We start from the raw sequence: 13,145 nt of genomic DNA, 5'->3' as shown, positions 1-13,145 counted from the left end.
ACAATGAAAGGGAAGGGTCAGAGATCGTCGAAACGGCCGGCGCGTCCATGGCCATGAGAGAAGCGCGTGGCACCCGCCCGGCCCTCTGCGGCGAACATCGCCGATGAGGCCCATTCGCGGCGCAAGGCATCCGCCAGTTCGCTGGGCTGTATCCGCGCAGACAGGAAATCGGCGCGCATACAGCCCTGCGGAAAACGGGTCAGGCTTTCGGCAAGTTCCAACGCTGCGGCCAGCGCCTGCCCCCGCGGCACGACGCGGTCGGCAAGGCCGATCTGATAAGCCTCCTCGGCATCCACGGGTCGGCCCGTCAGGATCAGGTCATTGGCGCGGCCCTGCCCCACGACACGCGGCAACCGGAAGGTGCCCCCGTCGATCAGGGGCACGCCCCAGCGGCGGCAATAGATTCCCATCACGGCGCCCAGCGCCATCACGCGCATGTCGCACCATGCGGCCAACTCCATTCCACCCGCGACCGCCGGGCCTTCAATGGCGGCAATGATGGGTTTGGACAGCATCAGACGCGATGGCCCCATCGGTCCGGGAATGGGTTGGGCCACCGGGTCAGTCCAGTCATCGGGGATATTGACCGCCTCGATCCAGCTGGCCGCAGACCCATCGGCGGCGGTTTTCAGATCGAATCCTGCGCAAAAGGCCCCGTCCGCCCCGGTCAGGATCATCACGTCGATACCTGCATCCTCTTCAAGGACAAGAAACGCGTCGAACAAAGCCTGCGCCGTCTCAGGGTTTACCGCATTGCGCGCCTGTGGCCGGTCGATCGTGACCACCGCCACCCGGTCCTGCCTGTCGATCCTGACTGTCATGCCCTGTCCTTCCCTGTGATCTGCCTGCATGCTATCAACACCACCGCAAAAGGAGGCGTCATGCAACATCTGGAAGAGAAACTGGCCCATCTGATCCGCACGGTGGATGACCTCTCGGATGTGGTGGCAGCCCAGCAGACCGAGATTGACCGCCTGACCCGGCGAGTCGAGATGTTGATGCAGCGCGAGGCCGAGCGCGAAAGCACCGCGGGCGACAGCGTTGTACTGACAGACCAGCGCCCGCCGCATTGGTAATGCAGTTCAGACTTCCTGCACTTCCATCACACCGGGCAAGGAGCGGATCGCCCCTTTGATCTGCGGGTTCATCGGGAATTCCTGCCCGGTGTCAATCTCGGTCTCGCCGGGCAGGCCGGGGTCCATGAGGCAGAGCATCACAGGACCGCGTGGCAGGTTGCGTTGCGCCTCACCGGCCTGCGCCAGAACCGAGGCGACGGTAGCGATCGCGCTGGCATCCTCGATGAAGATCCTCAGGCCCGTGGCCCCCGCTTCCGCCACCACACCGTCCATCGCGACCACAGACCGACCGACGGGGTCAAACTGCCCTTCGTTGAAACGCGCCTCCAGAGTCATCACCACCTGATGGGTCTGATCAAAGACGCGCCGCGCGGCGTCGAAATCATCACAGAACATCGCGATTCCCGAAACCTGCGACGTGGGGTCCGAGATGTTCATGCGGAAGAACCGCGTGCCGCGCCCTGATTTGCGCTCCTGCAGGGCCGAGACCAGCACGCCCACCTTGCCGATGGCCCCACCCGCCTGTTCCGCCCGGGCCTGCAATTCGGCCAGGGTCATCACGTTGCGCCGCTTCAGGGCGGGCAGGTAATCGTCCAGCGGATGGCCGGACAGGTAGAACCCGATCGCCTTGTGCTCTTCGTCCAGCCGCTCCAGCGCTTGCCAGTCGGACACCGGCATTAGGCGGGGCTCGGGCAGGTCCTCACCCGCATCGCCGAAAAGCGAAACCTGATTGGAGGCTTTCTGCTCGTGGATCGCAGCAGAATAGCCGACCAGCGCATCCAGCGCCTCGAAGACGCGGCGGCGGTTGGTGTCCAGCATGTCAAAGGCACCTGCGCGGGCCAGCATCTCCAGCGGTCGCTTGCCCACCCGTTTCAGATCCACCCGTCGGGCGAAATCAAACAGCGTGACAAAGGGCTTCTCGCGCCCCGCCTCGTCGCGACGCGCGGCGGTGATCATCCGCATCGCATCCATGCCCACGTTCTTCAGCGCGCCCAGCGCATAGACCAGTTTGCCCTCGCGCACCGTGAACCCGGCATCTGAACGGTTGACACAAGGGGGTACGATCTCGATCCCCATGCCCCGCCGGACTTCCTCGGCATAGGTCGACAGCTTGTCGGTCAGATGGCTGTCGCAGTTCATCACCCCGGCCATGAATTCAACCGGATGGTTCGCCTTTAGCCATGCTGTTTGATAGCTGACCACGGCATAGGCGGCGGCGTGCGATTTGTTGAAGCCGTAATTGGCGAATTTCTCCAGAAGGTCGAAGACCTCGGAGGCTTTCTTCTTGTCCACCCCATTGGCCATGGCGCCCTTTTCGAACTTGGGGCGTTCCTTGGCCATCTCCTCGGCGATCTTCTTGCCCATGGCGCGGCGCAACAGGTCGGCGCCACCAAGGCTGTAGCCTGCCATCTCCTGCGCGATCTGCATCACCTGTTCCTGATAGACGATGATGCCCTGGGTTTCCTCAAGGATATGGTCGATCAACGGATGGATCGACGCGCGCTCTTTCAGCCCGTTCTTGACCTCGCAATAGGTGGGAATGTTCTCCATCGGGCCCGGACGATAAAGGGCGACCAGCGCCACGATATCCTCGATGCAGGTGGGCTTCATGCGGCGCAGCGCGTCCATCATGCCGCTGGATTCCACCTGAAACACGGCTACGGTCTTGGCGCTGGCATAGAGTTTATAGGTCGCTTCATCATCCAGAGGGATGGCCCCGATATCATCCACGGCCCCTTCTGGCGGATCGTAAAGCTGCACCCCGTCGGCGCGGATATGCAGATGCCGCCCCTGCCCCTTGATCAGATCGACCGCATTCTGGATCACCGTCAGGGTCTTGAGTCCCAGAAAGTCGAACTTCACCAGACCCGCCTGTTCCACCCATTTCATGTTGAATTGGGTCGCCGGCATATCCGAACGCGGGTCCTGATAGAGCGGCACAAGGCGGTCCAGCGGACGGTCGCCAATCACCACACCGGCAGCGTGGGTTGACGCGTTGCGCAGCAGGCCTTCGACCTGCTGGCCGTAGTCGAGAAGGCGCTTCACGACTTCTTCCGATCGCGCCGCCTCGCGCAGACGTTCTTCCTGCGCCAGCGCCTGCTCGATGCTGACAGGCTTGACGCCCTCGACCGGGATCAGCTTGGACAGCCGGTCCACCTGCCCATAGGGCATCTGCAACACCCGACCGATATCGCGCACCGCCGCCTTGGACAGCAGCGCACCGAAGGTGATGATCTGCCCCACCTTGTCGCGGCCATAGCGGTCCTGCACATAGCGGATCACCTCCTCGCGGCGATCCATGCAGAAGTCGATGTCGAAGTCGGGCATCGAGACACGTTCGGGATTCAGGAACCGCTCGAACAGCAGGGAGTAGCGCAAGGGGTCAAGATCGGTGATCGTCAGGGCATAAGCCACCAGAGAGCCCGCCCCCGACCCGCGCCCCGGTCCCACGGGAATGTCGTGATCCTTGGCCCATTTGATAAAATCGGCCACGATCAGGAAATAACCGGGAAAGCCCATGCCCTCGATGATGCCCAGTTCGAAATCGAGGCGTTTTTCATAGTCCTCGACCGTGGCGGCATGGGGGATCACGGCAAGACGCGCGGCCAGACCTTCTTTTGCCTGACGGCGCAATTCCTGCACCTCGTCATCGGCGAATTTGGGCAGGATCGGATCGCGCTTATAGGCGCGAAATGCGCATCGCCGGGCAATTTCAACCGTATTTTCAATCGCCTCAGGCAAATCGGCGAAAAGCGTCGCCATTTCCTGCGGCGATTTGAAATAGTGCTGCGCCGTCAGGCGACGGCGGGGACCCTGCTGATCGACATAGGCCCCCTCGGCAATGCAGATCAGCGCATCATGCGCCTCGTACATGTCGGATTTGGGGAAATACACATCATTGGTTGCCACCAGCGGCAGGTCCATCGCATAGGCCATCTCGACAAAACCGCGCTCGGACAGGCGCTCTGCCTCTGGCAAGCCGCCACCTTCGGGGTGGCGCTGCAGTTCCACATAAAGCCGATCAGGATAGATCGCGGCCAGACGGCGCATCAGATCCTCGGCCGCCGGGCGCTGACCCGCGCGCAACAGCCGCCCCACCGGGCCATCAGGGCCACCGGACAGGCAGATCAGACCAGCGCTGAATTCGGACAACTCCTCCATCGTGACCTGCGGCAACTGTCCCGCCTTGTCCAGATAGAGGCAACTGTTCAGCCGCATCAGGTTTTCATACCCGGTCTCGTTCTGCGCCAGAAGCACGACCCCGGCCGGATCACGCGGCCGCTCTCCCGGTTGGGTAGGCAGATAGGCAAGCGACACCTGACATCCCATGATGGGCTGCACGCCCGCACCGTTTGCGCCGACCGAAAATTCCAGTGCGGCGAACATGTTGTTGGTGTCTGTCACAGCGACGGCAGGCATCCCCGCCGCCGCGCAAAGGCCCGGCAGTTTCTTCAGCCGCACCGCGCCTTCCAGCAGGGAATATTCGGTGTGAACGCGGAGATGGATGAATCGGGGGGAACTGCTCATGAGGCCAAAGCTACCCCAAGCCCTGCCCCTCTGGAAGCGCAGAAAATCCGCGCCTCTTGCCCTTGGGTCATGCCCCGCGCCGAAGCTTTCGCTTGCCAAGTGACCGAATCCACGCTTTTCTGGAGGGAACCAACAGGGGCCCGCGCTGCTCTACGCCGCATCGAGACAGCGCATCCACGGGCAAACAACGGGTAAGGCGGCAGGCTTTTTCAACATGGATATCTCCTTTCGTCTGAACGGGGAACACGTGGTGCTGACCGATGTCGCACCCACGGCCACCACTCTGGATTGGCTGCGCGATACGCGTGGCCTGACCGCGACCAAGGAAGGATGCAACGAGGGCGACTGCGGGGCCTGCACGGTGATGGTCACCGACCCGGATGGCACGACACAGGCGCTCAACGCCTGCATCCTGTTTTTGCCGCAACTTGACGGCCGCGCCCTGCGCACGGTTGAGGGAATCACCGGCCCTGACAACGCCCTGCATCCTGTGCAGCAGGCGATGGTGGACCATCACGGCAGCCAGTGCGGGTTCTGCACACCTGGATTCGTGGCGTCCATGGCCGTGGCGCATCTGAATGGCGCGACGGATCACGACACCGCGCTTGCGGGCAATCTGTGCCGCTGCACCGGCTATGCCCCCATCATCCGCGCAGCCAAGGCGGCCGAAAGCGCGCCCGTTCCCGAATGGATGAATGCGGATCGGCGCTTCTTTCTGGCAGAGGTATCTGCAGCGGGATCCTCAAACCAAGGGTTCGACGTGGGGGGCGGCAATCCCCCCGCAGCCCTGCAGCCAAGAACATTGGACGAACTGGCCACCGCCTATGCCGACAACCCCGACGCCACGCTTGTGGCAGGTGCCACCGATGTGGGGCTGTGGGTGACCAAGCAGATGCGCGAGCTGGGGCAGATGATCTTTCTCAATCGATGCGACGACCTCAAGCAGATCGCGCAAGAGGCGGACGGGTTGACCATCGGTGCAGGAGTCACCATTGCGCGGCTGATCCCGCTGATGGAGGAAATGCACCCTTCCTTTGCCGCGATGCTGCGGCGCTATGGCTCGGCGCAGGTTCGCGCGGCGGCGACCATCGGCGGCAATATCGCCAATGGCTCGCCCATCGGGGATGGCCCACCCGCGCTCATCGCGTTGGGGGCGACTCTCCATCTGCGACAGGGTAAGGACAGGCGGTCCATGCCCCTTGAGGACTTCTTCCTCGATTACGGCAAGCAAGACCGACGCCGCGGCGAATTCGTCGAAAGCATCACCCTTCCACGCCAACCCGACCGCCTGCGTTGCTACAAACTCAGCAAGCGCTTCGATCAGGATATCTCGGCCCTCTGCGGCTGCTTCAACATCACCCTGGCGGATGGCCGCGTGACCGCTGCCCGTATCGCCTACGGCGGGATGGCCGGAACGCCCAAGCGGGCCGCGCATGTCGAGGCGGCACTTCTCGGTCACCCATGGACCGATGCCACTGTCGCGAAAGCGATGCAGGCTTTCTCGCAGGATTACACTCCGCTGTCGGACATGCGCGCCTCGGCCGCCTACCGGCTGCAAACAGCGGCAAACATGCTGCGCCGCTATTTTCTTGAGGACACGGGTCAATCGACATCGATCATGGAGGTGCAGCCATGAGTGTCGCCAAACCGCTGCCTCATGACGCGGCCCGCCTGCATGTGACGGGGCAGGCTCGCTATGTGGACGATATCCCCGTTCCCGCCGATACGCTGCATCTGGCCTTCGGTTTGTCCAGCATTGCGCGGGGCCGGATCACGGGGATGAATCTTGCAGATGTGCGCGCCGCCCCCGGCGTGGTCATGGTGCTGACGGCGGAAGACCTGCCTTTCGCCAATGACGTCTCGCCCTCGGCCCATGACGAGCCGCTTCTGGCCACAGGTCAGGTGCATTATCTGGGTCAGCCTGTCTTTGCGGTGGTGGCCGACAGCCATCTGGCCGCGCGGCAGGCGGCACGACTGGGCCGGATCGACTATGCCGAGGAAGATCCGATCCTCACCATTGATAAGGCCATGGCCGCGAACAGCCGCTTCGAGGATGGACCGCGCATCTATACCAAGGGCGATGCCGCGTCCGCGATCGCCGCAGCACCCCATCGCGTCGAAGGGCGTTTCGAAATCGGCGGTCAGGAACATTTCTATCTGGAAGGACAAGCCGCATTGGCCATGCCGCAGGAGGGCGGGGATATGGTCGTGCACAGCTCCACCCAGCACCCGACCGAGATCCAGCACAAGGTGGCCGAGGCCTTGGGCGTGCCGATGCATGCCGTCCGGGTCGAAGTGCGCCGCATGGGCGGCGGCTTCGGTGGCAAGGAAAGTCAGGGCAACGCGCTGGCTGTCGCCTGTGCCGTAGCCGCGTCGCTGACCGGACGGCCCTGCAAGATGCGCTATGACCGCGACGATGACATGGTCATCACCGGCAAGCGGCATGATTTCCGCATCGACTATGTGGCAGGGTTCGATGACACTGGCCGCATCACTGGCGTGGAGTTTGTGCACTATGCCCGTTGCGGCTGGGCGCAGGACCTGTCCTTGCCGGTGGCGGATCGTGCCATGCTGCATGCGGACAATGCCTATCTGCTTGAAAATGCGCGGATCGAAAGTCACCGGCTGAAGACCAACACCCAAAGCGCCACGGCCTTTCGCGGCTTTGGCGGCCCTCAGGGCATGGTCGGGATCGAACGGGTGATGGATCACATCGCCCATCATCTGGGTCGCGACCCTCTGGCGGTGCGGCGGGTGAATTACTATGCCGAGGCCACGCCTGCGGCGGGCGGCGCAGGGGGGCTGTCTGCCCCCCGGTTCACCTTCGCTGAACACCCCCCCGAGGATATTTCCGGCAAGAGGAAACAGACCACGCCCTACGGGATGGAGGTCGATGATTTCATCCTGCACGCCCTGACCGGCCGTCTGGCCGAAACGGCAGAATATGACCAGCGGCGGCAGGCCGTGGCGGACTGGAATGCCGCGAACCCGGTGCTCAAACGCGGGCTGGCGCTGACTCCGGTGAAATTCGGGATCTCCTTCACGCTGACGCATCTCAATCAGGCGGGGGCATTGGTACATGTTTATCAGGACGGATCGGTACATCTGAACCATGGCGGCACCGAAATGGGACAGGGCCTGTTCCAGAAGGTGGCGCAGGTGGCCGCGGCGCGGTTCGGACTGGATGTGGGGGCGGTGAAAATCACCGCGACCGATACGGGCAAGGTGCCCAACACCTCGGCCACCGCGGCATCATCCGGGTCGGACCTGAACGGCATGGCGGTGAAGGCCGCCTGTGACACGATCCGCGACCGGATGGCCGCGCATCTGGCGGGGTTGCATCAGGTGGATGCTGGAGCGGTCCGGTTCGAAGGCGGGCGGGTCATCGTGGCCGAGGCCAGCTACAGCTTTGCCGAAGCCGCACAGATGGCCTATGCCGCGCGGGTCAGCCTGTCATCGACCGGGTTCTATGCCACGCCCAAGGTGCAATGGGACCGCATCAAGGGCCATGGGCGACCATTCTTCTACTTCGCCTATGGTGCGGCGCTGACCGAGGTGGTGATCGACACCCTGACCGGCGAGAACCGCATCCTGCGCGCGGACCTTTTGCACGACGCGGGTAACAGCCTGAACCCCGCTCTGGATATCGGCCAGATCGAGGGCGGCTATGTGCAGGGTGCAGGCTGGCTGACGATGGAGGAACTGGTCTGGGATGACAAAGGTCGGCTGCGCACCCATGCGCCCTCGACCTACAAGATCCCGGCTGTGTCGGATCGGCCGGCCATTTTCAACGTGGCGCTCTGGGACGGCGCGAACCGCGAGGACACGATCTATCGGTCCAAGGCGGTGGGCGAGCCCCCCCTTATGCTAGGTATTTCGGCGTTGATGGCGATCTCGGACGCGGTGGCGGCCTGCGGGCCGGGCTATCCCGCGCTGGACGCTCCGGCCACGCCCGAGCGTATCCTGGCCGCAGTGCAGAGCGTGCGCGATGGGCTTTGATCTGGACACCCTGCGCGCAGCCGTCGCGCAACATGGCCGTGTCGTGCGGGTGGTAATCGCCGACGTGCGCGGATCATCCCCGCGCGAGGTTGGTGCAGCCATGTTGGTCTGGCCAAACGGCCAGTCCGGCACGATCGGAGGGGGCGCGCTGGAGTATCAGGCCGCCCAGGCGGCGCGAGCGATGGTGGCGGGCGGTCCGGCCATGCGGCTGTCGCGCCATGCGCTTGGACCCGATCTGGGACAATGCTGTGGGGGTTCGGTGCAGCTTCTGGCCGAAGTGCACGACGCCGCATCCGTCGCAGATCTTGAAGGTTTGGAGGTGATCGCCCGCCCCGTGCTGGCCGAGGCCCGGATGCCATTGGCAGTGCAACGGATTCGGACACAGGCGCGTGGACAGGGGCGGTGCCCCGCGCCGCAACTGGTCGAAGGCTGGATGGTGGAACCCGTGACGCGGGCGTCCATCCCTCTGTGGATCTGGGGGGCGGGCCATGTGGGGCGCGCGCTGGTCGATGTCATGGCACCCCTGCCCGATCTGGCGATCACATGGATCGACACAGGCCCGGCCCGGTTCCCCGCGCATGTGCCCGACAGCGTGACGGTACTTCCCGCCACAGATCCCGCACGTGTGGTGCGCCATGCGCCGCATGACGCGCATCACCTGATCCTGACCTATTCCCATGCGCTGGACCTTGCCCTGTGCCACGGGTTGCTGGGCCATGGCTTTGCCAGCGTCGGGTTGATCGGATCAGCGACGAAGTGGGCGCGGTTCAAGTCACGCTTGGCAGCTTTGGACCATGCGCCCGCCCAAATCGCGCGCATCTGCTGTCCCATCGGGCTACCGGCACTGGGCAAGCACCCACAGGCAATTGCCATCGGCGTCGCCTCCGGCTTATTGAGCGATATCATGGTCAGATCCGCACAGAAGGAACGCAGCGCATGACGGCACCGGTTCTGAGTATTCACGGTCTGACAAAGGCCTACCCCGGTGTGGTGGCGAATTCCGACGTGTCCTTCGACGTGAGGCAAGGCGAGGTTCACGCCCTCTTGGGCGAGAATGGCGCTGGCAAGTCGACGCTGGTCAAGATGATCTACGGTCTGGTCAAACCCGACCACGGCAGCATGACCTTTCAGGGCACTCCCTATGCGCCAGCAGAACCGCGCGCGGCGCGCGCTGCCGGTGTCGCCATGGTGTTTCAGCATTTCTCGCTGTTCGACGCGCTGAACGTGGCGGAAAACGTGGCGCTTGGAATGGAGGACCCGCCGCGTCTGGCCGATCTGGCCGGACGTATCCGCGAGGTGTCGGAAACCTATGGCCTGCCGCTGGACCCGTTCCGCACCGTGGGGGATCTGTCAGCCGGTGAACGCCAGCGGGTCGAGATCATCCGCTGCCTGTTGCAGGACCCGCGCCTGCTGATCATGGACGAACCGACATCGGTGCTGACCCCGCAGGAGGTCGAGATCCTGTTCCAGACCCTGCGCAAGCTGACGGCCGAAGGGGTGGCGATCCTCTATATCAGTCACAAGCTGGAGGAGATCCGCGCTCTGTGCGATACCGCCACGATCCTGCGGCTGGGCAAGAAGGTCGCGACATGCACCCCTGCCGACACGACCGCGCGGCAACTGGCCGAGATGATGGTGGGCACGGTGCTGCACACACCGGAACGCAGCGGACGGGCCCTTGGCGATGTGGCACTGGAGCTGAGCGAATTGTCCGTACGCTCGCCCTCGGCTTTTGGCTGTTCGCTGACGGGGGTCAGTCTGGCCGTCCGGCAGGGCGAAGTGCTGGGTCTGGGCGGTGTCGCGGGTAATGGGCAGGACGAACTTCTGGGGGCGCTGTCGGGTGAATTGCGATCCGCCCCCGATATGGTGCGGATGCACGGCACCCCCGTTGGCGCGCTGGGGCCGATGGAGCGACGGCGGATCGGTTTGCTCTGCGCGCCCGAGGAGCGATTGGGCCATGCGGCGGCCCCTGATATGAGCCTGACCGAAAACGCCATGCTGACAGGGTCGCTGCGCGAGGGGCTGGAGCGGCGCGGTTTTCTGGACTGGACTAAGGCGAAGGGTTTCGCCGAGGCGATCATCGCGCGCTTCGATGTGCGCACACCGGGGCCAGGCAATGCTGCGCGGTCCTTGTCGGGTGGCAACCTGCAGAAATTCGTGATCGGCCGCGAAGTGATGCAGCGCCCCGAAGTGCTGGTCGTGAACCAACCGACTTGGGGTGTCGATGCGTCCGCCGCCGCCGCAATCCGACAGGCGCTGCTGGATCTTGCGGCAGGGGGCACGGCGGTGGTTGTGATCAGTCAGGATCTGGACGAATTGATGGAGATTTCGGACAGGTTCGGTGCACTGAACGAGGGGCGGTTGTCGCGCATCAGGCCCACATCCGAACTGAATATCGAAGAGATCGGACTGATGATGGGTGGAGCCCATGACATGGAGGTGGCGCATGTCTGAGGCGTTGACGTTCGAGTATTTTTGGCAAGATGAAACGGGGGCCGCGCCATGCTGAAGCTGGAAAAACGGCCACAGCCGTCGAAAGCCTGGGTCTGGCTGGCCCCTGTCGTGGCTGTGATCGCCACGATGATCGCGGGCGGGGCGCTCTTCGCGCTTCTGGGCAAGGACCCTTTGGTGGCGATCCGTACGATTTTCTGGGACCCGCTGTTTTCGGAATTCGCGTTCTTCTACCGTCCGCAGCTTCTGGTGAAGGGCGCGCCACTGATCCTGATCGCCATTGGTCTGAGCCTTGGATTCAGGGCAGGCATCTGGAACATCGGGGCCGAAGGACAATATATCGTCGGCGCACTGACCGGTGCGGGCGTGGGCCTGATGTTCTATCCGATGGAAGGCTGGTTCATCTTTCCGTTGATGGTGATGGCCGGGGCCTTGGGCGGCTGGGCCTGGGCGACGATCCCCGCGGTGTTGAAGGTCAAGTTCGGCACGAACGAAATCCTTGTCTCGCTCATGCTGGTTTATGTGGCCGAGCAATTGTTGGCCTCGATGTCATTGGGACTGATGAAGAACCCCGAAGGGTTCGGATTTCCCGGCTCGCGCAACCTGCAACAGTATCCCAGCGCCCATAACGCTGAACTGATCGCTGGATCGGGGATGCATTGGGGCGTGGTCGCGGCGCTGATCGCGGTGATCTTCGCCTATGTGATGTTGACGCGGCATATTCTGGGCTTCCATATCCGCCTGACCGGCGAGGCGCCGCGCGCGGCGCGTTTCGCGGGCGTCAATCCCGCCCGGCTCGTGCTGATCTGTCTGGGTCTGGCCGGCGCGCTGGCGGGACTTGCCGGCATGTTCGAGGTCTCGGGTCCCGCGGGGCGCGTCAGCATCGACTTCAACGTAGGCTATGGTTTCACCGCAATCATCGTGGCCTTCCTCGGGCGCCTGCATCCGCTTGGCATTGCCTTGGCGGGGCTGCTGATGGCGCTGACCTATATTGGCGGCGAGATTGCACAATCGCGGCTGGGCCTGCCCGCGGCGGCGATCCAGATGTTCCAGGGAATGCTTCTGTTCTTCCTTCTGGCTGTCGATGTGATGACAAATTACCGGCTGCGGCTGACATGGCGTGAGGTGGCATGATGGATCTGTCGTCAATCAATCCGATCCTTCTGCTGGCCTCGCTGATGGTCGCGGCAACACCACTCTTGCTGGCGGCGGTCGGAGAACTGGTCGTGGAAAAGGCAGGCGTTCTGAACCTTGGTGTCGAAGGGATGATGATCACCGGTGCCATCTGCGGCTTTGCCATTGCGGTCAACACCGGCAATCCGCTGTTGGGTGTTCTGGCGGCAGCGGCGGGCGGGGCGGTGCTGTCGCTGCTTTTCGCGCTGCTCACGCAGGTGGCACTGGCCAATCAGGTGGCTTCGGGCCTTGGACTGACCCTGTTCGGGCTTGGTCTGTCCTCGCTCATCGGGCAGGGCTATCAGGGCATCCGGCCACCGTCCTTTCCGCGACTGAACATCCCCGGCCTGTCGGACATGCCCGTTCTGGGGCGGATCCTGTTCTCGCATGACCTGATGGTCTATCTGGGCCTGATCATCGTCACGGCAGTCTGGTTCATGTTGAAATACACGCGCGCGGGACTGATCCTGCGGGCGGTCGGCGAGAACCACGAGGCGGCCCATGCGCTGGGTTACAAGGTCGTGCGCATCCGCATCATGGCAATCCTGTTCGGCGGGGCCTGCGCGGGCATGGGCGGAGCCTATATCAGCCTGATCCGCGTGCCCCAATGGACCGAGGGGATGACCGCCGGAATCGGCTGGATTGCCCTGGCGCTGGTGGTCTTTGCCAGTTGGAAACCGTGGCGCGTGCTACTGGGTGCCTATCTTTTCGGCGGGGTTACCGTAATACAGCTGAATCTACAGGCGGCAGGCGTTGCGATTCCCGTCGAGTATCTGGCAATGTCGCCCTATCTGATCACCATCCTCGTGCTGGTCATCATGTCGGCCGACAAAAGCAGCGCGCCTGCCTCGTTGGGCCGTGTTTTCCATGCCTCGCGATGAGGCCAATACCGCGTTCGTCACTAACAGGGGGATACCC

Annotated in this window: 9 protein-coding genes; 7 read left to right on the top strand and 2 right to left on the bottom strand. The window is 63.5% G+C overall.

Translation table 11 applies throughout. The annotated features are described in order from the left end of the window. Window positions 1-17: 17 nt before the first annotated feature. Entirely contained in the window at window positions 18-821 is an 804-nt protein-coding gene (locus tag PVW27_RS13830; protein WP_274558634.1) for a crotonase/enoyl-CoA hydratase family protein, read from the bottom strand. 60 nt (window positions 822-881) lie between these two features. On the opposite strand from PVW27_RS13830, the gene PVW27_RS13825 reads away from it, so the two are divergent. After that, entirely contained in the window at window positions 882-1,076 is a 195-nt protein-coding gene (locus PVW27_RS13825; RefSeq protein WP_274558632.1) for a SlyX family protein, read from the top strand. Between the two features lie 6 nt (window positions 1,077-1,082). Here the strand turns inward: PVW27_RS13825 and dnaE are convergent, their stop codons facing one another. Further along, window positions 1,083-4,604: a DNA polymerase III subunit alpha gene (gene dnaE, locus PVW27_RS13820; protein WP_274558630.1), complete on the bottom strand. Its 3,522-nt coding sequence runs from the start codon at window positions 4,602-4,604 to the stop codon at window positions 1,083-1,085. Window positions 4,605-4,818: 214 nt separating this feature from the next. On the opposite strand from dnaE, the gene xdhA reads away from it, so the two are divergent. Genes xdhA through PVW27_RS13790 form a run of 6 tightly spaced genes read left to right on the top strand, consistent with a single transcriptional unit; the run spans window position 4,819 to window position 13,108 of the window. After that, window positions 4,819-6,240, top strand: a complete 1,422-nt coding sequence (gene xdhA, locus PVW27_RS13815) for a xanthine dehydrogenase small subunit (RefSeq protein ID WP_274558628.1) — start codon at window positions 4,819-4,821, stop codon at window positions 6,238-6,240. Next, the gene (xdhB, locus tag PVW27_RS13810) at window positions 6,237-8,603 is read left to right on the top strand and encodes a xanthine dehydrogenase molybdopterin binding subunit (RefSeq protein ID WP_274558626.1); all 2,367 of its coding nucleotides are present in this window, start codon (window positions 6,237-6,239) and stop codon (window positions 8,601-8,603) included. Before xdhA ends, xdhB begins: the two co-directional genes overlap by 4 nt. Further along, entirely contained in the window at window positions 8,593-9,543 is a 951-nt protein-coding gene (gene xdhC, locus PVW27_RS13805; protein WP_274558624.1) for a xanthine dehydrogenase accessory protein XdhC, read from the top strand. The genes xdhB and xdhC overlap by 11 nt, the downstream gene beginning before the upstream one ends. Further along, window positions 9,540-11,057, top strand: coding sequence for an ABC transporter ATP-binding protein (locus tag PVW27_RS13800; protein ID WP_274558622.1), 1,518 nt, complete (start codon window positions 9,540-9,542; stop codon window positions 11,055-11,057). The genes xdhC and PVW27_RS13800 overlap by 4 nt, the downstream gene beginning before the upstream one ends. A 48-nt stretch (window positions 11,058-11,105) precedes the next feature. Further along, the gene (locus PVW27_RS13795; protein WP_274558620.1) at window positions 11,106-12,188 is read left to right on the top strand and encodes an ABC transporter permease; all 1,083 of its coding nucleotides are present in this window, start codon (window positions 11,106-11,108) and stop codon (window positions 12,186-12,188) included. Then, entirely contained in the window at window positions 12,188-13,108 is a 921-nt protein-coding gene (locus PVW27_RS13790) for an ABC transporter permease (protein ID WP_274558682.1), read from the top strand. Before PVW27_RS13795 ends, PVW27_RS13790 begins: the two co-directional genes overlap by 1 nt. Window positions 13,109-13,145 lie beyond the last annotated feature (37 nt).

Source organism: Seohaeicola sp. 4SK31 (assembly GCF_028802875.1).
Lineage (GTDB): Bacteria > Pseudomonadota > Alphaproteobacteria > Rhodobacterales > Rhodobacteraceae > Seohaeicola.
This window is presented reverse-complemented; position numbering and strand designations above follow the sequence as displayed.

Excerpts from the sequence above, each read along its gene's own strand:
- PVW27_RS13830 (WP_274558634.1), bottom strand. The coding sequence starts at position 821 with ATGACAGTCAGGATCGACAGGCAGGACCGGGTGGCGGTGGTCACGATC.
- PVW27_RS13825 (WP_274558632.1), top strand. The coding sequence starts at position 882 with ATGCAACATCTGGAAGAGAAACTGGCCCATCTGATCCGCACGGTGGAT.
- dnaE (WP_274558630.1), bottom strand. The coding sequence starts at position 4,604 with ATGAGCAGTTCCCCCCGATTCATCCATCTCCGCGTTCACACCGAATAT.
- xdhA (WP_274558628.1), top strand. The coding sequence starts at position 4,819 with ATGGATATCTCCTTTCGTCTGAACGGGGAACACGTGGTGCTGACCGAT.
- xdhB (WP_274558626.1), top strand. The coding sequence starts at position 6,237 with ATGAGTGTCGCCAAACCGCTGCCTCATGACGCGGCCCGCCTGCATGTG.
- xdhC (WP_274558624.1), top strand. The coding sequence starts at position 8,593 with ATGGGCTTTGATCTGGACACCCTGCGCGCAGCCGTCGCGCAACATGGC.
- PVW27_RS13800 (WP_274558622.1), top strand. The coding sequence starts at position 9,540 with ATGACGGCACCGGTTCTGAGTATTCACGGTCTGACAAAGGCCTACCCC.
- PVW27_RS13795 (WP_274558620.1), top strand. The coding sequence starts at position 11,106 with ATGCTGAAGCTGGAAAAACGGCCACAGCCGTCGAAAGCCTGGGTCTGG.
- PVW27_RS13790 (WP_274558682.1), top strand. The coding sequence starts at position 12,188 with ATGGATCTGTCGTCAATCAATCCGATCCTTCTGCTGGCCTCGCTGATG.